The sequence below is a fragment of the Neorhizobium tunisiense genome (genome assembly GCF_039631515.1).
Taxonomy (GTDB): domain Bacteria; phylum Pseudomonadota; class Alphaproteobacteria; order Rhizobiales; family Rhizobiaceae; genus Neorhizobium.
This window is the reverse complement of record NZ_JBDIUU010000009.1, coordinates 35810-57219: the sequence shown is the minus strand read 5'-3', so window position 1 is coordinate 57219 and position 21410 is coordinate 35810. Positions and strand designations below refer to the sequence as shown.

20 protein-coding genes are annotated in these 21410 nt (G+C 63.3%); 11 read left to right on the top strand and 9 right to left on the bottom strand.

What is annotated here, in order from left to right; translation table 11 throughout:
- Positions 1-4: 4 nt before the first annotated feature.
- The 3 genes from argH to ABCW43_RS23270 are packed head-to-tail and all read left to right on the top strand — an operon-like array spanning position 5 to position 3455.
- Entirely contained in the window at positions 5-1519 is a 1515-nt protein-coding gene (gene argH, locus ABCW43_RS23280) for an argininosuccinate lyase (RefSeq protein WP_345928872.1), read from the top strand.
- Complete coding sequence (locus tag ABCW43_RS23275) at positions 1519-2559, top strand: ABC transporter ATP-binding protein (RefSeq protein ID WP_345928870.1); 1041 nt, start codon at positions 1519-1521, stop codon at positions 2557-2559. Before argH ends, ABCW43_RS23275 begins: the two co-directional genes overlap by 1 nt.
- Positions 2556-3455: a carbohydrate kinase family protein gene (locus tag ABCW43_RS23270; protein ID WP_345928868.1), complete on the top strand. Its 900-nt coding sequence runs from the start codon at positions 2556-2558 to the stop codon at positions 3453-3455. The genes ABCW43_RS23275 and ABCW43_RS23270 overlap by 4 nt, the downstream gene beginning before the upstream one ends.
- Positions 3456-3515: 60 nt before the next feature.
- Here the strand turns inward: ABCW43_RS23270 and ABCW43_RS23265 are convergent, their stop codons facing one another.
- From ABCW43_RS23265 to ABCW43_RS23240, 6 genes are all read right to left on the bottom strand, one after another.
- Positions 3516-4517 (bottom strand): ABC transporter ATP-binding protein, encoded by a 1002-nt coding sequence (locus tag ABCW43_RS23265; RefSeq protein ID WP_345928866.1) that lies wholly within the window; start codon positions 4515-4517, stop codon positions 3516-3518.
- A 25-nt stretch (positions 4518-4542) separates the two neighbouring features.
- The gene (locus tag ABCW43_RS23260; protein WP_345928864.1) at positions 4543-5604 is read right to left on the bottom strand and encodes a Gfo/Idh/MocA family protein; all 1062 of its coding nucleotides are present in this window, start codon (positions 5602-5604) and stop codon (positions 4543-4545) included.
- Between the two features lie 181 nt (positions 5605-5785).
- The gene (locus tag ABCW43_RS23255; RefSeq protein WP_113130123.1) at positions 5786-6625 is read right to left on the bottom strand and encodes a carbohydrate ABC transporter permease; all 840 of its coding nucleotides are present in this window, start codon (positions 6623-6625) and stop codon (positions 5786-5788) included.
- Between the two features lie 14 nt (positions 6626-6639).
- Positions 6640-7590, bottom strand: coding sequence for a carbohydrate ABC transporter permease (locus ABCW43_RS23250; protein WP_345928861.1), 951 nt, complete (start codon positions 7588-7590; stop codon positions 6640-6642).
- Between the two features lie 209 nt (positions 7591-7799).
- A complete protein-coding gene (locus tag ABCW43_RS23245; protein ID WP_345928859.1) occupies positions 7800-9068 on the bottom strand; it encodes an ABC transporter substrate-binding protein in 1269 nt (422 codons plus the stop codon).
- 26 nt (positions 9069-9094) lie between these two features.
- Positions 9095-10009 carry an N-acetylmuramic acid 6-phosphate etherase gene (locus ABCW43_RS23240; protein WP_345928857.1) on the bottom strand — a complete coding sequence of 305 codons (915 nt, stop codon included), beginning with the start codon at positions 10007-10009 and terminating at the stop codon, positions 9095-9097.
- Positions 10010-10218: 209 nt separating this feature from the next.
- Here ABCW43_RS23240 and ABCW43_RS23235 point away from each other — a divergent pair, with 209 nt between their 5' ends.
- Genes ABCW43_RS23235 through nagA form a run of 4 tightly spaced genes read left to right on the top strand, consistent with a single transcriptional unit; the run spans position 10219 to position 14073 of the window.
- Positions 10219-11106 (top strand): glucosamine kinase nucleotide-binding domain-containing protein, encoded by an 888-nt coding sequence (locus tag ABCW43_RS23235; RefSeq protein ID WP_345928855.1) that lies wholly within the window; start codon positions 10219-10221, stop codon positions 11104-11106.
- Positions 11103-11867: a GntR family transcriptional regulator gene (locus tag ABCW43_RS23230; protein ID WP_345928853.1), complete on the top strand. Its 765-nt coding sequence runs from the start codon at positions 11103-11105 to the stop codon at positions 11865-11867. Before ABCW43_RS23235 ends, ABCW43_RS23230 begins: the two co-directional genes overlap by 4 nt.
- 17 nt (positions 11868-11884) lie before the next feature.
- Positions 11885-12916 (top strand): SIS domain-containing protein, encoded by a 1032-nt coding sequence (locus ABCW43_RS23225; RefSeq protein ID WP_345928851.1) that lies wholly within the window; start codon positions 11885-11887, stop codon positions 12914-12916.
- On the top strand, positions 12913-14073 hold the full coding sequence (gene nagA / locus ABCW43_RS23220; protein WP_345928850.1) for an N-acetylglucosamine-6-phosphate deacetylase: 1161 nt from the start codon (positions 12913-12915) through the stop codon (positions 14071-14073). The genes ABCW43_RS23225 and nagA overlap by 4 nt, the downstream gene beginning before the upstream one ends.
- 164 nt (positions 14074-14237) lie before the next feature.
- Here nagA and ABCW43_RS23215 read toward each other — a convergent pair whose 3' ends face one another.
- The 3 genes from ABCW43_RS23215 to ABCW43_RS23205 all read right to left on the bottom strand — a co-directional run bounded on the left by ABCW43_RS23215 (position 14238) and on the right by ABCW43_RS23205 (position 16905).
- Positions 14238-15650 (bottom strand): sensor histidine kinase, encoded by a 1413-nt coding sequence (locus ABCW43_RS23215; protein WP_345928848.1) that lies wholly within the window; start codon positions 15648-15650, stop codon positions 14238-14240.
- Entirely contained in the window at positions 15647-16324 is a 678-nt protein-coding gene (locus ABCW43_RS23210; RefSeq protein ID WP_345928845.1) for a response regulator transcription factor, read from the bottom strand. The genes ABCW43_RS23215 and ABCW43_RS23210 overlap by 4 nt, the downstream gene beginning before the upstream one ends.
- A gap of 71 nt (positions 16325-16395) precedes the next feature.
- A complete protein-coding gene (locus tag ABCW43_RS23205) occupies positions 16396-16905 on the bottom strand; it encodes a DUF1993 domain-containing protein (protein WP_345928844.1) in 510 nt (169 codons plus the stop codon).
- 183 nt (positions 16906-17088) lie between these two features.
- Between ABCW43_RS23205 and ABCW43_RS23200 the strand changes: the two genes are divergently transcribed.
- The 4 genes from ABCW43_RS23200 to ABCW43_RS23185 all read left to right on the top strand — a co-directional run bounded on the left by ABCW43_RS23200 (position 17089) and on the right by ABCW43_RS23185 (position 21373).
- Positions 17089-18159 (top strand): ABC transporter substrate-binding protein, encoded by a 1071-nt coding sequence (locus ABCW43_RS23200; protein ID WP_345928842.1) that lies wholly within the window; start codon positions 17089-17091, stop codon positions 18157-18159.
- Between the two features lie 239 nt (positions 18160-18398).
- The gene (locus tag ABCW43_RS23195) at positions 18399-19343 is read left to right on the top strand and encodes a Bug family tripartite tricarboxylate transporter substrate binding protein (RefSeq protein ID WP_345928840.1); all 945 of its coding nucleotides are present in this window, start codon (positions 18399-18401) and stop codon (positions 19341-19343) included.
- On the top strand, positions 19340-19834 hold the full coding sequence (locus ABCW43_RS23190) for a tripartite tricarboxylate transporter TctB family protein (protein ID WP_345928837.1): 495 nt from the start codon (positions 19340-19342) through the stop codon (positions 19832-19834). Before ABCW43_RS23195 ends, ABCW43_RS23190 begins: the two co-directional genes overlap by 4 nt.
- A gap of 21 nt (positions 19835-19855) precedes the next feature.
- On the top strand, positions 19856-21373 hold the full coding sequence (locus ABCW43_RS23185; RefSeq protein WP_345928836.1) for a tripartite tricarboxylate transporter permease: 1518 nt from the start codon (positions 19856-19858) through the stop codon (positions 21371-21373).
- The last annotated feature ends 37 nt before the right edge of the window (positions 21374-21410 follow it).

Here is a 21410-nt window from a genome sequence, read left to right as displayed (position 1 = left end):
AGCCATGGCCGACATCAACCCGCGCCTTTCCGACACCAGCACCTTCCCCGATCCGGTCTACAAGGAAACCGTGCTCCGGCCGCTCTTCGACGGCGCCAAGAGCCACCACGTTGACGGTTTCCGCCGGATCGACCGCGCCCACCTCGTGATGCTCGTCGAGACCGGCATCCTCGACAAGGAAATCGCCGGAAAGATCGCCGGCGCGTTGGAGGCGATCGACACGGAAATCGATCCCTCGACGCTCGTCTATACCGGCGAGGTGGAGGACTTCTTCTTCCTGATCGAGAAGGAGCTGAAGGCCCGCATCGGCGTCGATATCGCCGGACGTCTGCATACCGCCCGGTCGCGCAACGACATCGACCACACGCTCTTCAAGCTCGGCCTGAAGGACAAGATCGATGCGCTGATGGGCAAGGCCCGCAAACTGCTCGCCACGATGATCGATGCCGCCGAGCGCGAGAAGGCGACGCTGATCGTTGCCTATACGCATGGCCAGCCGGCCCAGCCGACGACGTTCGGGCATTATCTCTCGGCCGCGATCGAAGTGCTGATCCGCGATATCGAGCGGTTCGCCGAGGCCCGGAAAATCGTCGACCTGTCGCCGATGGGCGCTGCCGCGATCACCACGTCCGGCTTCCCGATCGATCGCGCCCGCGTCGCCGAACTGCTGGGCTTCTCAGGCCCGCTGCGCAATTCCTATTCCTGCATCGCAGCCGTGGACTACACGACCTCGACCTATTCGGCGATCGAGCTGATGTTCCTGCATCTCGGCCGCCTGATCCAGGACTTCCAGTTCTGGACGAGCTTCGAAGTGGGCCAGATCTACGTACCGAACGCGCTGGTGCAGATCTCCTCGATCATGCCGCAGAAGCGCAATCCTGTGCCGATCGAACACCTGCGCCATCTTTCCAGCCAGACGATGGGCCGGGCGCGCACCGTTCTCGACGTGATGCACAACACGCCCTTCACCGACATGAACGACAGCGAAGGCGAAACACAAGGGATGGGCTACGAGGCGTTTGCCTCCGCCGGCCGCGTGCTCGACCTGCTCGCCGCCCTGATCAGCCAGATCAGCATCGATCCGGAGCGGGTCGACCAGAATATCCGCCGGTCCTGCATCACCATTACCGAACTTGCCGATTCGCTGGTTCGCATCGAAGGCCTTTCATTCCGCGAAGCGCATGAGATTGCCGCAGCAACAGCAAAGAGCGTCGTCGCGGCCAAGGGCGACCTGCCGAATGACGGCTACGAGCCCTTCCTCAAGGCCTTCGAACATTCGGCCGGCCGCAAGCCTTCGGTCAACCTCCAGAAATTCAAGGAGATCGTCTCGCCCGAGCATTTCGTCGCCGTGCGCGCCCGTTTCGGCGGTCCCGCGCCTGAGCCGATGAAGGCTGCGATAACGGCCTATCGCGACAAGCTCGCCGCCTTCGAGGCCGGAGCCAAAAAGGCTGCGGACCATGAAGCAAAGGCCGCGGCCGAACTAAACCAGAAATTCACCGCCCTGACGGGAGCCCGCTGATGGCGACGATCGAACTTGAAAAACTGGTGAAGCGCTACGGCAAGGTCGAGGCCGTCAAGGGCATCGATTTGCAGATCGCCGATGGCGAATTCGTCGTCTTCGTCGGCCCTTCCGGCTGCGGCAAGTCGACGACTTTGCGGATGATCGCGGGCCTGGAGGAGATTTCCGGCGGCACGCTGAAGATCGGCTCGGAAGTGGTCAACGAGCGCGAGCCGAAGCAGCGCAACATAGCCATGGTGTTCCAGAACTATGCGATCTACCCGCATATGACCGTGCGCCAGAACATCGGTTTCGGCCTTTATACCTCGAAGCTCAGCAAGGCCGAGAAGGACAAGCGGATCGAGGCGGCCGGCAAGATACTCGGCCTCGAAGCCCTGCTCGACCGTCGCCCGGCCGCGCTTTCCGGCGGCCAGCGCCAGCGTGTCGCGATCGGCCGCGCCATGGTGCGCGATCCGTCCGCCTTCCTGTTCGACGAGCCGCTTTCCAACCTCGACGCACAGCTTCGCGCCCAGATGCGCATCGAGATCAAGCGGCTGCACCAGAAGCTGAAGACCACCACCGTCTATGTCACCCACGACCAGATCGAGGCCATGACCATGGCCGACCGGATCGTGGTGATGAAGGACGGCGTCATCCTGCAGGTCGGTACGCCCTCGGAGCTCTACGATGCCCCGGTCGACGTGTTCACCGCCCGCTTCATCGGCAGCCCGTCGATGAATCTCGTCCGCGGCCGCCGGAATGGGTCGGGCGTGGAGATGGCACCGGCCGGCGATATCCTGATCGGCGTGCGCCCGCACGACCTGATCGCGCATGCGACGGTCACCGGCAGCAGCGGTTTTACCGTGACCGGAACGGTCTCCGCCGTCGAACCCTTGGGACCGGAAACACTGGTGCACCTGGATGTGGCCGACACCCCGATCATCGCGACCGTGCGCGAAAAATTCGTGCCGGCCGTCGGAAGTACGCTCACCTGCGAAGCCGCCCCCGGCGACCTCTACCTCTTCGATGCCAGCACAGAGAGATTTCTGGGCCGTTCATGATGACGCATGCAGAGACCAGATCCGCGGTGCTCAGCATCGGGCGGATTTATTGTGACCTGATTTTCACAGGCCTCGGCCATTTGCCGGTGCTCGGGCGTGAGATTTATGCCGGCGGCATGGAGATCGCGGCCGGCGGCGGCGGCTTCATCGCGGCCGCCCATCTCGCCCATGCCGGCCGCAAGGTGGCGCTTGCCGCCCGGCTCGGCACGGACTCGCTGTCATCAGGCGTCGGGGAGCAGATCCGGGATAGCGGCGTCGATCTGCGTTTCATCGAACATGCGCAAGATGCGGGGCCGCAGGTGACGGTCGCGGCCGTTGTCGGCCAGGACCGAGCTTTCCTCACCCGCCGCGCCGGGCCGGCACTTCCTGCGACGCTCGAAGCGGCTCTCGACTGGGAGGAAGCCGGTCACCTCCACATCGCCGAATATGCGACGCTGCACGAGATCCCGGATCTCGTCTCCCGCGCCAAGGAAAAAGGCCTGACCGTGTCGCTCGATCCGAGCTGGGATGCGACGCTGATCTACGACCGCGGCCTGCTCAAGGCCTGCGAGGGCGTCGACCTGTTCCTGCCCAATCTCGAAGAGGCCGAAGCGATCACCGGTTCGGCCGATCCGGAAGTTGTGCTCGCCAAGCTGTCGCTCACTTTTCCGCTGGTTCTGCTGAAGGGTGGTGCTGAAGGCGCCTGGCTGATGTCGAACGGGCGGATGCTGCATGCGCCGGCGGAAACCGTGCCGGTGATCGACACGACCGGCGCCGGCGATGCCTTTAATGCCGGCTTCATCGATGCCTGGCTGGATGGGGAGCCGGAAGAAGCCTGCCTCAGGGCCGGTATCCGGTTCGGCAGCCGTGCCGTCCAGGCCGCCGGCGGTGCCAAGCTGCTCGCGAGTAACGACTAAAGCAATTCCAGGAAAAGTGCGTAGCGGTTTTCCGTCCGGAACTGCGAGTAAACAAAGCCCTCAGATGATGGCGCGGTCGTTGGCGTCGAAGCGGTGCAGGCTCGCCCTGTCCGGTGTCGCGAACACGACGTCGTCAGGTGCATAGGCATGTTCGCCGAACAGGCGCACGGTCAGAAGGCCGGTCGCTTCCGTTTCCAGATAGACGATCGTGTCGGCGCCGAGATGTTCGACATGGATGACCTTGCCCTTCCAGTCGCCGCTTTCGCGTGACAGGGCGACATGTTCGGGGCGAACGCCGATCGTCTTGGCGCCCAATTGGCCGAGCTTTTCGGCCGGGATGAAATTCATCTGCGGCGAGCCGATGAAGCCTGCGACGAAGACATTGGCCGGCTTGTTGTAGAGCTCCATCGGCGAGCCGATCTGCTCGATTGCGCCGGCATTCAGCACGACGATCTTGTCGGCAAGCGTCATCGCCTCGACCTGGTCGTGGGTGACATAGATCATCGTCGCCTTCAGACGCCGGTGCAGGCCGGCGATCTCCAGGCGGGTCTGGACGCGCAAAGCCGCATCGAGGTTCGAGAGCGGTTCGTCGAACAGGAACAGTTTCGGTTCACGGACGATGGCGCGGCCGATCGCGACGCGCTGGCGCTGGCCGCCGGAGAGTTCCGCCGGGCGGCGGGCAAGATAGGGATCGAGCGACAGCATGCCGGAGGCCTTCGCGACGCGGGTGTCGATCTCTCCCTTTTCCGTGCCGGCCTGCTTGAGGCCTAGGCCCATATTGTCCTTGACCGTCAGGTGCGGATAAAGCGCATAGGACTGGAAGACCATGGCTATGCCGCGCTTGGCGGGCGGTGTGGTCGCCATTTCCTGGCCGTCGATGCGGATCGAACCAGACGTGGCGTCCTCGAGGCCGGCGATGACCCGCAGCAGCGTGGACTTGCCGCAGCCGGACGGGCCGACGAAGATCACGAACTCGCCGTCCTTGACCTCGAGGTCGATGCCTTTCAGCACCTCGTTGCTGCCGAAGGCCTTGCGGATGGATTTCAGTTGAAGCGAACCCAAGGGCGTTTTCCTTAAAAATAGGCTTTTACAGGCGGACGGGCGCGCCGGTGCGCACGCTCTCGTCCGCCGCAAGGCAGATGCGCAGCGACTGGACGGCGTCGTCCATGTGCCGGGTGAGATCGATATTTTCGCGAATGGCCTTCAGCACATAGGCCTGTTCGAGGTCGCAGAGTTTCTGGTGATCTGGCTCGCCGGTCATGGCGAGATCCTCGTCGCGCCGGACGAACTGGCCGTCCGGGCCGGTTTCGGCCGAATGAACGCGGATGACCGAGGTCTTGGTGTGCGTATCGATGTCGTCGGACTTCGCCTTGGCGTCGACGAGGATCGAGACCGAGCCCTTGGGCGACATCACGTCCTTCACGAAGAAGGCCATTTCCGACATCATCGGCCCCCAGCCTGCCTCGTACCAGCCGACCGAACCGTCCTCGAACAGGACCTGCATGTGGCCGTAATTGTACATGTCCAGCGCGACTTCATTGGTCATTCGGAGGCCCATGCCGCGGACTTCGACGGCCTTGGCATCGGTGATCTGGCACCAGACATCGACGTAGTGCACCCCGCAATCGACAATCGGCGAGGTGGTCTGCATCAGCGCCTTGTGGACGTCCCACTTGGCGCCCGAGGACTGCTGGTTGAGATTCATGCGGAAGACGTAAGGCGGACCCAGCTTGCGGGCTTCCTCGATCAGCCGCATCCACGAAGGATGATGGCGGAGGATATAACCCACCACCAGCTTGCGGCTGTGCTTCTTGGCCGCAGCCACGACACGCTCGGCGTCAGCCACGGTGGTGGCCAGCGGCTTTTCGACGAAGACGTCGCAGCCGGCCTCGAAAGCCATGACCGCATAGTCCGCATGGGTATCGGAATAGGTGTTTATCGAGCAGAGGTCCGGTGTGGTCTCCTTCAGTGCCTGCTCGAAATCCGTGAAGAACGGATAGGCTTCGAGCCCGGCCGGCAGGTCGCGCTTGGAGCGGTTGACGAGGCCGACGATCTCGAAACCCGGGTTCTCATGATAGGCGACCGCGTGGCTTTTGCCCATGTTGCCGAGGCCGGCGACCAGGACGCGGATGGGGCGGGTGGAGGTCATTGGCTTTTTCCTTTGGCGGCGTGCCGTGCAGCCCCCTCACCCGACCTCCGCTTCGCTCGGCCACCCTCTCCCCGAGGGGAGAGGATGACGGAGACGGCGCGGCATATCTCTTCTCCCCCGCGGGGAGAAGGTGCCGGCAGGCGGATGAGGGGGAGCAACGATTCTGTGGATTTCAGACCCATCACTTCACCGCCCCCGACGTGATCCCCCGGATCAGTTGCCGCGAGAAGATGACGTAGAGAACCATGACCGGCAGGATTGCAAGCGACAGGGCCGAGAGCACCGCATTCCAGTTGGTGACGAACTGGCCGATGAACATCTGGGCACCGAGTGTTACCGTCTTGGTGCCCTCCCCGGGCGCCAGGATCAGCGGGAACCAGAGGTCGTTCCAGATCGGGATCATGGTGAAAACCGCGACCGTCGCCATGGCGGGACGCACCAGCGGCAGGACGAGGCGGAAGAAGATCGCATATTCGGACAGGCCGTCGATGCGGCCGGCGCTCTTCAGGTCGTCCGAGACGGTGCGCATGAATTCCGACAGGATGAAGATCGCAAGCGGCAGGCCTTGAGCCGTGTAGACAAGGATCAGCGAGGTCAGCGTGTTGACGAGGCCGGCGGCGACCATCCCTTGCAGGATCGCCACTGTGCCCAACCTTATCGGGATCATGATGCCGAGCGCGAGATAAAGGCCCATCAGCGTGTTGCCGCGGAAGCGGTATTCGGAGAGCGCGAAGGCTGCCATGGCTCCGAACAAGAGGACGAGCGCGATCGAGGCGACCGTCACGATCAGGCTGTTCTGGAAATAGCCGACGAAATTGCCCTGGCTCAACACGGTCTGGTAACCGATCAAACTGAAGGTCGAGGGTGTCGGCAGGGCCATCGGCTGGCTGAAGATTGCGCTGCGGCTCTTGAATGAGTTGACCAGCGTCAGGAACACCGGAAACAGCGCCACTAGCGTATAGGCGATCAGCGCCAGGTGGATGAAGGCGGCACGGACGGGGGCGGAGCGGGCTTTCGACATGTCTTTCGCTCCTCTCAGAACTGGTAGCGGCGCATGCGCCGCTGGATGACGAAAAGATAGAGCGCGACGCCGGCGAGGATGATCAGGAACATCACCGCGGCGATGGTCGCACCCATGGACCGGTCGCCCATCTGGTTCTGGAAACCGAAGAAGGTGCGGTAAAGCAGCGTGCCGAGAATGTCGGTCGAGCCGTTGGGACCGGCAAGCGCGCCCTGCACGGTGTAGATCAGGTCGAAGGCGTTGAAATTGCCGACGAAGGTCAGAACCGAGACGATGCCGATCGAAGGCAGGATCAGCGGCAGCTTGATCTTCCAGAACTGGCTCCAGCCAGTGATGCCGTCGCATTCGGCGGCTTCCAGCACCTCGTCCGGGATGTTCAAGAGCGCCGCATAGATCAGCATCATCGGGATGCCGACATACTGCCAGACGGAGATCAGCGAGACGGCGATCAGCGCGGTTTCGGCCTTGCCGAGCCAGGGCGCGAAGGCCCATTTCAGGCCGACGAGATCCATCAGGCTCGGCGCGATGCCCCAGATCGGCGACAGGATGAGCTTCCAGATGAAACCGACGATGACGAAGGAGAGCAGCGTCGGCACGAAGATCGCGGAACGGTAGAAGGCGGCGAACCGCAGGCCGGGCAGCGACAGCATGGCGGCGATCGCGATGCCGACCGGGTTCTGCACAGCCATGTGGATGATGAAGAAGACGACGTTGTTGCGCAGCGCATTCCAGAAATCGGCCGACAGCCGAGGGTCGCTGAACAGGGTCCTGAAATTGTTGAGGCCAACGAAGGCGAGCTGGCCCTCGACCATGTTGAACAGCGACAACCGCAGCGTCTCGATCAGCGGCAGGATCATCACCGCCGTATAGACGAGGAAGGCCGGCGCCAGGAAAACGGCGATATGCCAGCGGGTCGGGCGTTTCACCGGGACCGTTTCGATATCGGCAATTTCGGTATCGCTCATGGGTCTGGGTTCCGGATGGTTTGTATGGGGAATGACGCTCCCTCGCGGGAGGTTTCGCTTAAACAAAAAGACCCCTCCCCAACCCCTCCCCACAAGGGGGAGGGACTACCTGCCTCACCGTTTCGGCAAGGACGATCGGGCTCGGCGAGTTTTCTCCCACCTTGTGGGGGAGATGGCCGGCAGGCCAGAGAGGGTCTTTTGAGACTGCCTTACTTCGCCGGCTTGTACCAGCTGTCGAGACCCTTCTGGGTTTCGGCAGCGGCCTGTTCCGGGGTTTGCGTGCCGTTGATCACGTTGGCCGAGACGCGCCACATTTCGAGGTCGAGGTTCGGCTGGCCGCGGCCGACGATGGCCGCACTCGGGCGGATCGTCGGCTTGCAGTTCTGGCGCCAGGAGACAAATTCCTGGGCAAGCGTGTCAGTCATCTTCACCGGCGTCGAGTTCAGGCTGAAAAAGCCTGGTGCGGCGTTGGCATAAAGATCGGCGAATTCCGGCGAAGCGACCCAGGACAGGAATTTCTTGGCGGCTTCGAGGTTCTTGCCCTTGGCGTTAAGGCCGATGCCGATGTCGTTATGGTCGGAAATGTAGCAGGTATCGCCTGCCTTCTTCACCGGCGGCGGGAAGGCGCCCATTTCGAAATCGGCCTGCGCCTTGAACGGCGCGATTTCCCAGGAGCCGGCCGGATAGATGGCGGCGCGGCCGAGCGTGAAGAGGTTCTGGCTGTCCGGATAGGTCTGGGCTTCGAAACCGTCGCCGAGATAGGGCTTCCACTTGGCAAGCGTCTTGTAAGGCTCGACCCAGGCGGCGTCGGTCAGCTTTTCCTTGCCTGCGATCAGCGCCTTGCGGCCGTCCTCGCCCTTCCAGTAGTTCGGGCCGATATTGTAATAGCCCATGGTGGCGGATTCCCACTGGTCCTTGGTGCCCATGGCGAGCGGGATGTACTTGCCGTCCTTCTTGAATTTTTCGAGGACCGCGAAGAACTCGTCCTCGGTCTTCGGGACCTGGACGCCCACATCCGTAAAGGCCTTCTTGTTGTAGATGAAGCCGTGGATGACCGAGGCCATCGGCACGCAGAAGGTGGTCTTGCCGTCGTCGGTGCTCCAGGCGGACTTGCCGACGTCGGAGAAGTTGGAAATGCCCGGCAGGTCGTTCAGCGAGGCGAGCTGGCCCTTCTGGAACATGGCGAGCGAAAGGTCGAACGGGCGGCAGGTGATGAGATCGCCGGCGGTGCCGGCTTCGAGCTTGGCGTTGACGGCGGAATTGTATTCCGTCGGTGCCATCGGCGCGAAGGTTACCTTGATGCCCGGGTTCTTGGCTTCGAAGGCGGGAATGATCTTCTGCTGCCAGATCGGCAGGTCGTCGTTGCGCCAGCTCTCGATGGTGAGGTTAGCGGTCTGAGCGGACGCTCCGGTGGCAACAAAGCCCGCCGGTGCGAGTACGGTCGTGGCAAAAAGAATGCTTTTCAATATGCGTGTCATGATGTTCTCCCTTTTATATGCGCCTTTCAGGCGCGTTTCATGGAACTCTTGGACGCCTGCAAATCGGCAAGTGCGGCGCGCAGCACATCGTCCGAACGGGCAAGCAAAGTCTTCGCAGCCTCAACATCGGCCGCACCGGCCGCGAGCAGCACCGCGACTTTCACCGAACCTTCAGCAGTCTCGATCCAGTCACGCGCCTCGTCGAAACCGATGCCGGCGATATCGGCCACCATGCGGGCGGCGCGGATGCGCAGCTTGCCGTTATCGGCACGCAGATTGACCATATGGCCGTCATGCACGTGGCCGAGTTTGACGGCTGTCAGCGTCGACAGCATGTTGAAGGCGATCTTCTGGGCCGTGGCGGCACCCATGCGGGTGGAACCGGCGACGACTTCCGGCGGCGTTTCGAGCAGGATCGCCGCATCGGCACCTGCGAACAGTTTTGCGCCGGCATTGTTGGCCATGGCCACGAGTTTGGCGCCACGGCGTTTGGCGGTCTCGGCGACGGCGACCGTGTAGGGTGTCGAACCGCTCGCGGAAACGCAGATGACGCAATCCGCCGCATCGATGATATCGGCGTCACGTTCGCCGAGCGAGACGTCGTCCTCCGGTCCGCCCGGCAGATCGGCTACCCTTGAAAGGCCACCTGCGAACAGGATGGCGATACGCTCCGGCGGAATACCGTAGGTGCCGGGCAGTTCCATGGCATCGGCCATCGCCACCAGACCGGCACTGCCGGCGCCCGCATAGACCACCTTGCCGTCTGACTTCAAAGCCACAGCGACGAGATCGGCGGCTTTCGCGATTGCGGGAATGGCATGATCGACGGTTTTTGCCGCAGCCTGCTGGCCGGACGCCAGAAGCGCGAGGATTTCGGCCGATGAGAGCGTGTCGAGCCCTTCAGCCTTCCCATGTCTCGCTTCGGTGGCAGTTGTGCTCATCCGGTTTCTCCCTCTCGCCCAAAATGATGCCAAAAAAATACCAATTGTCCAGAAGGAAAATTAACTTTTATGAACGGATCGATAATTTCAGCCAAAGACCCTGGAAATAAGGGAGTATATTCAAACAGCTGAACGCTGCCGCTTGGGATTTTTGAAAATCATGCTTGGATATTGGTACTTTTTTGGTATTATTTGACCCGGAGGTACCTATGGCGGCCTATTTTATCGGAATTGACGGTGGTGGAACGAGTTGCCGTGCGGCATTGGCTGACGGAAATGGCGCCATCCTTGGCCGCGGCAAGAGCGGTGCTTCCAATATCCTGACCGATCCCGATACGGCCCTCAAACATATCGCCGAGGCCTCTCGCCTCGCCTTTGCGGAAGCCGGGTTGGAGTCTGACCTTTCCGCCACCTCCGCCGTTCTAGGCCTTGCCGGCAACAATGTTGGTGATGCGGTGAGTTACGTGCAGGCGCGGTTGCCCTTCCAGCAGTCGGATATCGTCTCCGACGGCGTGATCGCGCTGCAGGGCGCAATCGGCGACGAGGACGGCGCAATCGGCATCGTCGGCACCGGAACGGTCTATATCGCCCGGCATGAAGGCAGGCTTCATTCGGTCGCCGGCTGGGGCTTCCAGGTGAGCGATCTCGGCAGCGGCGCCCGGCTCGGCCAGCTTGTACTTCAGGAAAGCCTGCTCGCCTATGACAACATCCATCCGATGTCCGGCCTGTCGAAGGCCGTTCTCGCCGAGTTCGACAACAACCCTGAAAAGGTCGTCGATTTCGCGCGGCTGGCAAAGCCAGGCGATTTCGGACGTCACACTCCAAAGGTGTTCGAGTTTGCGCGGCAGGGCGACGAGGCGGCGATTCGGATCCTCAAGACCGGGGCAACCGGCATCGACGAGGCGCTTGATGCCGTCAACGGGATCACCGGGGGCCAGGGCCGGCTCTGCCTGCTCGGCGGGCTTGCGCCGCTCTATCCTGAATATCTGGCCGAACGGCATCGCGCCCGGCTTTCCGAACCGCTTGCCGATGCGCTGACCGGCGCGGTGGCGCTTGCCGTCAAGACCTATGGTGCGCGGGCGGAGCTTCGCGCATGAACCAGACGCTCGCCGCCATCCTGCCGCTCGACGGCCTGCAATCAGCCGGCACCGGGCCGCTTTACCGAAAGCTGCGCCAGAGCCTGGAAGACGCGATCCGTTCCGGCAAGCTCGGCCATGGCGATGCGCTGCCGGCCGAACGCGACCTAGCCGACTATGCCAATGTCAGCCGCGTCACGGTGCGCAAGGCGGTCGACGATCTCGTCAAGGACGGATTGCTTACCCGCAGGCATGGGTCCGGCACGTTCGTGGTCAAGCCGATGTCGCGCGTCGAGCAGCCGTTGACCCGGCTCACTTCGTTTACCGAGGACATGGCGCGGCGCGGCCTGGTGACGCGATCCGAATGGCTGGAACGCGGGCTGTTCCACCCTTCGCCGGAAGAGATGATGATGCTCGGCCTGGCGCCGGGCGAGAAGGTCGCGCGGCTCGGCCGTCTGCGGCTCGGCAACGACATGCCGCTTGCGATCGAGCGCGCCAGCATTTCCGCCGATTTTCTGCCCGATCCTTCGGCGGTGACCAGTTCGCTTTATGTCGAGCTTGAAAAAAAGGATGCCAGGCCGGTGCGCGCCATACAGCGGATATCGGCCTGCAATATGAAAAACCCGGATGCGGGATTGTTGGCCGTGCCGGTCGGCTCCGCCGGGCTGTCGATCGAGCGGGTTTCCTACCTGGCGTCCGGCCGGGTGGTGGAGCTCACCCGCTCGCTCTATCGCGGCGATGCCTATGATTTCGTGGCCGAGCTTTCGCTCGGCGAAAACTGACCTTCGAGGACGATGTTATGCTGACCAATATGACGAACATGCGCAAAGAGATCGACGAGATACCGGAAGCCGCCGCACGCCTGCTCGACGGCTCGGCGGTTGAGCTTGCCGCCGCCGGCCGCGCGCTGCGCGAAAAAGACCCGGCCTTCCTGATCACCATCGCGCGCGGTTCCTCCGACCATGCGGCGACCTTCATCAAATATGCGGTCGAACTGACGGCCGGCCGGCCGGTCGCCTCGCTCGGGCCGTCGCTCGCTTCGATCTATGGCGCTAACCTGAAGCTCGACGGCGGTGCGGCGATCGCCATTTCCCAATCCGGCAAGAGCCCGGACATCGTCGCGATGACAGAGGCCGCGACCAAGGCCGGCGCCGTCACCGTCGCGCTCACCAATACGCTGCCCTCGCCGATCGCCAGCGCTTCGGCCTACGCGATCAACATCAATGCCGGACCGGAACTCGCCGTCGCCGCGACGAAATCCTTCGTCAACTCGATCGTTGCCGGCCTTGCGCTGCTATCGGAATGGGTTGGCGACGAGGCGCTCAAGGCCGCCATCCGCGACCTGCCGGCGCATTTCGAAAAGGCGATCAAGCTCGACTGGAGCGCGCTTGCGAACGAGCTGGACGATGCGGAATCCCTCTACATGCTCGGCCGCGGCCCGGCGCTGGCGATTGCCAGCGAGGCGGCGCTGAAGTTCAAGGAAACCTCCAACATGCATGCGGAGGCCTATTCGGCGGCGGAAGTGCTGCACGGGCCGGTCGCGTTGGTCGAAAAACGTTTTCCGGTCGTGACGTTCGCGGCGCGCGACGCGGCCGAAGCCTCGGCCGTCGAGATCGCCGACAGCCTCTCGGCCAAGGGCGCGCTTGCCTTTGCGACCTCCGACAAGGTCAAGGCCGCTCGCAAGCTGCCCTTCGTGGCAACCGGCCACCCGATCACCGATGCACTGACGCTCATCCTGCCCTTCTACGGTTTCGTCGAAGCCTGGTCGCGCGCCAAGGGTTTCAACCCGGATGCGCCCGTCGCGCTCAAGAAGGTGACCGAGACGTTATGAGCACCGCGAAGGCCATTACCGGCGCCCGCATTTTCGACGGCAGCTTATGGCATGAAGATGCCGCACTTGTCTTTGCGGGCGGCAAGATAGAGGCAATCCAATCGACGGCCACGCTGCCGGAGGGCATAGAGCGGATGGATGCCGGAGGCGGACTGATCGTGCCGGGTTTCATCGACCTGCAGGTGAATGGCGGCGGCGGCGTGCTGTTGAACGAGGAGCCGACGGTGGCCGGTCTCAGGCAGATCTGCGCAGCCCACGCCAAGTTCGGCACGACGGCCCTCCTGCCGACGCTGATCACCGATACCTATGAGATCACGTCCAGGACGGTCGAGGCCGGCAAGCGGGCGAAGACGGAAGGCGTGCCGGGCTTTCTTGGCCTGCATCTCGAAGGCCCGCATCTTTCGGTGGCGCGCAAGGGTGCGCATGATCCGAAGCTGATCCGGCCGATGGAGGAGAGAGACATCGAGCTGATGCTCTCGTGCCACCAGGTGTTCGACGCGATGATGATCACCATCGCGCCGGAGACTGTGACCGTGGAACAGGCGGCACGGCTGGCGCAGGCGGGCTTCATGGTCAGTCTCGGCCACACCGACACGACCTACGAGACAGCCAAGACCTATGCCGAGGCGGGCGTTCGCACCGTCACCCATCTCTTCAATGCCATGAGCCCGCTCGGCCATCGCCAGCCGGGCGTCGTCGGCGCGGCGCTCGATATCGGCTCGCTCTACGTCGGGATCATCGCGGACGGCATCCATGTCCATCCGGCGGCGATGGCCGTCGCGCTGCGGGCCAAGAACGGTCCGGGCAGGATCTTCATTGTTACCGACGCAATGTCGACCATCGGCACCGACATGAAGAGTTTTACGCTGAACGGCCGCGAGATCCTGCGCCGGGACGGGCGCCTGACGCTCGCCGATGGGACGCTCGCCGGCGCCAATATCGACATGATCTCCTCGGTGCGGTTTGCCCATCAGGCGCTCGACCTGCCGGTCGAGGAGGCGTTGCGCATGGCATCCACCTATCCGGCGGAAGCGGCTTACCTTGCCGACCGCAAGGGGGCGCTGAAGCCCGGGTTCGATGCAGATTTCGTGTTGTTGACCGATAATCTCGGCATGAAGAGCACCTGGATCGGCGGTTCGAAGGTCCATCAGGAATAGGGACGCCGCGGCGGCCGTTCTCCCCCCTTGCGGGGGAGATGCCGGCAGGCAGAGGGGGGTCCGCATATTCCACACCCGTCGAATTCGCTGCACCACCCTCCTCTGTCATCTCCGATGACATCTCCCCCGCAAGGGGGGAGATCTGTGTGTGCCGCCCCTAGTGCTTAGCCGGCCACCGAAAACCTGATCTCGACCTTCAAACCCCTACCCTCGCGACCCTCCGCGAGGGTCATCGCCGCACCGTGCAGGCGGGCGATCTCCTCGACGATCGGCAGGCCGAGGCCGGTGCCGAGCTTGTCGGAGCGGTCTCCGCGTTCGAAACGTTTGAGCACCGAAGCCCGCTTTTCCGGCGGGATGCCCGGGCCGTCGTCTTCCACTTCAAGCACCGCGACGCCGTCTTCCGACTTGACGCGAACCGTCACCTCGGCGCCGTTTCCGGCGTAAAGCAGCGCATTGCCGATCAGGTTCTTCATCAGTTCGCCAATCAGCAGCGGTTCGGCGGAGACCATGATTTCCCCCTCCCCCTCGAAACCGAGATCGATGCCGGCATCGGCGGCAAGGGGCACGCTGTCAGCCGTAGCCCCCCGCGCCAGCGCGGTCAGATCGACCCGCCGCATCGAGGCGGAGCGGGTGGCCGCGTCGATCTTCGCCATCAGCAGAAGCTGGGCGAGAATGCGCTCGGCATCCGCCACCGCCTCGTCCGCCTTGCGGGCGGCTTCCTTCACCTCAGCAAGTTCGGTCCCCCGGTCGGCGAGCGCCAGCTGAGTTCTGATGATCGTGAGCGGCGTGCGCAGCTGGTGGCTGGCATTGCCGGTGAAATGCCGGAGCGCCTCCAGCGCGCTTTCCAGCCGCACCATGAAGGAATTGACCGTATCGACGAGGCCCTGCACCTCATTCGGCACCCGCTCGCTGATCGGGTGAAGATCGTCCGGGCTGCGTTCGGCGATCGCCTCGCTGAAACGGTAGAGCGGCCGCAGCGACAGCGTGACCGCCACCCAGACGATGATCGCGGCGCCGACGATCATGAACAGCAGGCGCAGCGCCGAGCGGATCAGGATCGTCTGCGTCAACTGCTGGCGGGCGATGGTGGTTTCCGCCACGGTCACCGTGAAGGGCACGGAATTGATACCCGTGGAGGCGGAGCGGGCGAGTGCGGCGACACGGATCGGCTCGCCGCGAAACGTGGCATTCTCGAAAGCGGCCGCCTGACCTTCCCGGCGGGGGATCGACGGTAGCGTCTGGTAGCCGGTGATGAATTTTCCGGGCGGCCCGTCGACGCGGTAGAAGACCCGGTCCTGCGCCGCCGATGTCAACATTTCCAGAGCCACATAGGGGATGTCGACTTCGAGCGAGCCGTCTTCGGCGACGATGACCCGCTCGGCGATCGCCAGTGCCGAGCCGGCCAGCACCCGGTCGGACACCTCGTTTGCCGTATCGACCGCCTCGTCCCAGGTGTCGATCATGGCGATCGTGCCGATCACCGCCGTCGAGACGAGAAGCCAGGCGAGCAGCCGGCGGCGCAGGGAATAGGCTGCAATCGGCGGTATGGGTTGGTCGCCGTGAGAGACGGATGTCATGCCGTCGGCGCCGTGGTTTCGAGATAATAACCGATGCCGCGAGCCGTCTTCACCGTGAGCCCGTGCGTGGCGAGACGCCGGCGCAGGCGGCTCACATACTGCTCGATGGCATTGGCGGAAAGGTCGTCGTCGAAGCCGGTCAGCGACGCCATGATCGCGTCCTTGGAGACCACCTTGCCGGCGCGGAGGAATAGCAATTCGAGGAGCGCCACCTCGCGTGCGGGCAGGTCGAGCGGCACGCCCTGGCTGGAAAAGGTCCGCGAATTGAGGTCGAAGGTGACGCCGCCATAATGGACGATCGAGCTCCTGAGGCCCGCCTGACGGCGCAGCAGCACGCGGATGCGCGCCTCGAATTCCGAGATGTCGAACGGCTTGATCATGTAGTCGTCGGCACCGAGATCGAGCCCCTTCACCCGCTCCTCGGGCGTGCCGCGCGCGGTCAGGATCATCACGGCCGCCTTGTTGGCCCTCGCCCGCATGGCGCGCAGCACGTCGAGCCCGTCCATTTCCGGCAGGTTCAGGTCCAATATGACGAGGTCATAGGCTTCGGCGGCAGCGACTGCCTCGGCGGAAGCGCCATCGGCGACCGCATCGACGGCATAACCGCTGCCGCGCAGGATCGTCGACAGCCCCTCGGCCAGCGCCTGATTGTCCTCGACCAGAAGAATACGCACGAAATCTCCCCGCTTCCGCAGGCGATTATAAACGCGGAAGCGGCGATGTCACTGAGGAGCCGCTACAGTGGTTACTGCGAACGGCCGATATAATCCATCTTGCCGATCGGAACGCCCTTATGGCGCAGGATCGCATAGGCGGTGGTAACGTGGAAATAGAAGTTCGGCAGCGCAAAGCCGAGAACATAGCTCTTGCCGGTGAACTTCGTCTCGCCGCCGCGGGTCTTGATGATCACTTCGGCGTCTTCGCGGTCCGCCATGCTGGCCGGATCGACGCTCTGGAGGAAGGCCACGGTCTTTTCGATGCGGGCGTGCAGGTCGGCGAAGGTGACTTCTTCGTCGGCCATCGGGATGTTTTCGATCTGCCCGACGCGAACCGGCACGAATTTCGCCGTGTCGCTGGCGCGCTGGATCTGGGCGGTTAGCGGGTACATGTCGTGGACCAGCCGGGTTTCCAGCAGTTCCTTGTGGGCAAGGCCCTTCTCGTCGGCGAAGGCTTCGCCTTTCTTGAGGATTTCCGTGAGGTTGCCGAAAGCGCGGATGAAGACCGGCACCGTGATATCGTAGAGTGTGAGCGACATGGCGCGAGACCTTTGTTGACGAAGGGGGACGCCGGGTCTTCCGGCGTGAAAAGACCGCCCACAGGTAATGGCACGGCATCGGAAAACAAGCGGGCAGGAGCTGCATTGAGGCCCCTGTGGCGAGAATGTTACGGACCTGCCGGTCGGCTTGTCGCGACCGCCCCGGTGGGGCATTGTGGCCTTATGAAAAGGCTGCTTTTTCCATTCCTCTGTCTTGCCCTTTCGCCCGGCCTCGCCGCGGCGGATACGACGCTGTTTCGGGCGCTTTCCGGGCGGGACGACGCGCCGATGCTGACGGTCTATTCCTCGCTCGACGAGCCGCTCGCCAAGCCGATGATCGCCGGTTTCCAGGCGGCCAACCCGGACGTGGCGGTGCGCTACGAGGACATGCTGACCGGCGAGATCTACGACCGGATCGTCCGGGAAACGGATGCCGGCAACAAGACCGCCGACTTTGCCTTTTCCTCCGCCATGGACCTGCAGGTGAAGCTCGCCAATGACGGCTACGCCCAGCGCAGCGACCTGCCAATGAGCGGGCAATGGCCGGGCTGGGCCAACTGGCGCAATACCGCCTATGCACTGACCTTCGAGCCGGCCGTGTTCGTCTACCACAAACCGAGTTTCAAGGATGTCGCCCCGCCTTCGACCCGGGCGGAACTGGTCGAATTCCTGCAGAAGCGGGGCGATGCGGTCTACGGCCGGATCGGCACCTATGACATCGAACGTTCCGGCGTCGGTTTCCTGTTCATGGCGCGCGACCAGGAGCAGTTCGGTGATATCTGGTCGGTGATCCGGGCCATGGGTGCTGCGGGCGTGAAACTCTACTCGACCAGCCAGGGGATTTTGGAACGCGTGGCGGACGGACGATTCCTGCTCGGTTACAATATTCTCGGTTCCTATGCCGCCGACTGGGCTTCGCGCCATCCGGATGTGGGTATCGTGCTGCCGAAGGACTATACGGTTGTGATGTCGCGCATCGGCCTGGTGCCGCAGGCCGCCGCCGCTCCGGATCTCGGCAAGCGTTATCTGGAATTCTTCATGTCGAAGGAAGGCCAGACGATCATGGCCCGGGAACTGCAGATCCCGGCCGTCAGCCCGGAAGTTGCCGGCAACAACACCGCGACGACGCTCAGGGAGATGCTCGGCGGGCAATTGAAGCCCGTACCCGTCAGCCTCGGGCTGATGGTCTATCTCGACCAGGTGAAGCGCGCGCGGCTGATTTCCCGCTGGAACGAGGTCCTTCGGCTGCAATAGCCATAAAATTCGGCAGCTGCAGGCCGAAACCCCTTGCCAAATCGTCAGACAGCGAAAAATGTCAGGTACATGTCAGCTTCATATGCTGGCTTAGGGCATTCGGCCCCCGTGGAGGCGGGGACCCGATTCACGATGGGAGGACATCGGACCGGCGGCTCCCGCCTGGTCTTTCGCTTCTCCCTGGTTTCGTCAGAATAAACATTTCGCGTCGGATCAAGACGCCAACGGAGGATCGACCCTTGAAACATTTCTTCCTTGCTTCCCTTCTCGCGGGCGCAATCGCACTTCCGGCCGCTGCGGCCGATTATTCGATCATGGCTCCGGCAGCGCCGGGCGGCGGCTGGGACCAGACCGCCCGCACCATGCAGACCGCTTTGCAGACCGAGAAAATCTCCGGCAAGGTGCAGGTCATGAACGTTCCGGGCGCCGGCGGCACGATCGGCATCGCCCAGTTCGCCAGCCAGCAGAAGGGCAATGCAAACGCCCTGATGGTCGGCGGTTACGTCATGGTCGGCGCCATCCTGACCAACAAGTCGCCGGTTACCCTGAAGGACGTCACCCCGATCGCCCGCCTCACCGGCGAATATGAAGTCATCGTCGTCCCGGCCGCCTCCGAGATCAAGACGGTTGCCGACCTCGTCGCCAAGCTGAAGGCAAACCCGGGCGCGGTTTCCTGGGGCGGCGGTTCGGCCGGCGGCACGGACCACATCACGGCCGGTTTGATCGCAAAGGCTGCCGGCGTTGACCCGACCAAGGTCAACTACATTGCGTTTTCCGGCGGCGGCGAAGCACTCGCCGCCATCCTCGGCGGCCAGGTCACGGCCGGCATCTCGTCCTACGGCGAGTTCGAAGGCCAGATCAAGGCCGGCGCGTTGCGTCTGCTCGCCATCTCCGCCGACAAGAAAATCGAAGGCATCAATGCCCCGACGCTGAAGGAATCCGGCCTTGACGTCGTGATCCAGAACTGGCGCATGGTCGCCGCCGCTCCCGGTCTCACCCCCGAGCAGAAGAAGGCCGTGACCGCCGACGTCGAAAAGCTCGCAAAGTCCAAGACCTGGCAGGACAGCCTGAAGACCAAGGGCTGGATCGACACCTATCTCTCCGGCCCGGAATTCGAAGCGCAGCTTGCCAAGGATATCGCCGCGACTGAAACCATCCTGAAGGATATCGGACTGGTCAAATGAGCCTCGACACCAACAAAACGACCACCGAGCAGCGCCGCCCCGATTGGGCGGCGCTTGTTATTGCCGCCATCCTCGTTGCCGTCGCTGCCGTCATCTTCCTGGATGTCGACCGGCTGCGGGATATGGGCGGTTATAGCCAGGTCGGGCCCGCCACCGTTCCGAACTGGATCGCCTTCGCACTGATCGGGCTTGCGATCTGGACCGTCTTCGCCGCGTTTCGCCGCGATTTTCCAGCGCGGGAAAAGCAGGAGATCGGACCTGTTGTCTGGGTCGTCGCGGGCCTGGTAGCGCAGATGGCCCTCATTCGGATCGCCGGTTTCTCGATCGCCACAGGCACGCTGTTCGGCCTCGCCGCGGCGGGCTTCGGCGCCCGCAGGCTGTGGATCAGCATTCCGGTCGGCATCGTCATCTGTCTCGCCATCTGGTGGCTGTTTGCCGGTGTCCTGCAACTTTCGCTTCCGGCAGGTCCGCTGGAACACCTGATCCAGTGATCGGCCCTTGAGAGTAAGATCATGAGCACATTCGAATTCCTTCTTCAGGGTCTGGCGTCGGCCATGGAGCCGATGAACCTCATCTACGCGCTGATCGGCGTGACGCTCGGCACAATGGTCGGCGTGCTTCCGGGCATCGGTCCGGCGACGACGGTCGCCCTGCTCCTGCCGGTCACCTACCAGCTCGATGCAACGGGCTCGCTGATCATGTTCGCCGGTATCTACTATGGCGGCATGTATGGCGGTTCGACCACCTCGATCCTCCTGAACACGCCCGGCGAAAGCGCCTCGATCGTCACCGCGCTCGAGGGCAACAAGATGGCCCGGGCAGGACGCGGCGGCCCGGCACTGGCGACGGCCGCGATCGGTTCGTTCGTCGCCGGCCTGATCGCAACGCTCGCGCTTGCCTTCATCGCGCCCTACATCGTCAAGCTGGCGCTGGTCTTCGGTCCGCGCGAATATTTCGCGCTGATGGTTCTGGCCTTCGTCACCGTCTCGTCGGCCTTCGGCAATTCGACGCTGCGCGGCCTCACGTCGCTCTTTATCGGCCTTGCCCTTTCGCTCGTCGGCATCGACCAGCTGACCGGCCAGAACCGGCTTTCCTTCGGCGTTCCGGACCTGCTCGACGGCATCGAGGTAACGACGATGGCGGTCGCCATGTTCGCGATCGGCGAGACACTCTTCATCGCTGCCCAGGGCGCATCGGCACCGGACAAGATCGAAGCGATCAGGGGCTCTGTCTGGATGACGGCTCATGACTGGGCACGGTCCTGGAAGGCGTGGCTTCGCGGCACGGTGATCGGCTTTCCGATCGGCGCGATGCCGGCCGGCGGCGCCGAGATCGGCACCTTCCTGTCCTATGCGACGGAAAAGAAGCTTTCCAAACATCCGGAAGAATTCGGCAATGGCGCGATCGAAGGCGTCGCCGGTCCGGAAGCCGCCAACAATGCCTCCGCCGCCGGCACGCTGGTGCCGCTCTTGACGCTCGGCCTGCCGACCTCAGCGACTGCGGCGATCATGCTCGCCGGCTTCCAGCAATACGGCCTGCAGCCCGGTCCGCTTTTGTTTGCGACCAATCCGCAGCTCGTCTGGGGCCTGATCGCATCGCTTCTGATCGCCAACCTGATGCTGCTCGTCCTCAACCTGCCGCTCGTCGGCCTGTGGGTGAAGCTGCTGACCATTCCGAAGCCGTGGCTCTACGCAGGCATCCTGGTGTTCGCCACGCTCGGCACGATCGGCGCCAACCCCTCGGTGTTCGAACTCGGCATGCTGCTGGTCTTCGGGCTGGTCGCCTATGTGATGCGCGTCTTCGATTATCCGATCGCGCCGGTCATCGTCGGCCTGATCCTTGGACCACTGGCGGAACAGCAGCTTCGCCGTGCGCTGGCGATCAGCCAGGGGGACGTGACGACGCTCGTGCAATCGCCGATCTCCGCGGTACTGCTGGCCCTGGCGGCAACCGCGCTCATCCTGCCGCTCATCCTGCGCTTCCGCGGGCGCGGCAATGTGCTCTCGCAAATGGCAGCCAGCGAGGATTGATTACAACGCTGCCAATAAACTCAAAAGCCCGGCTTCG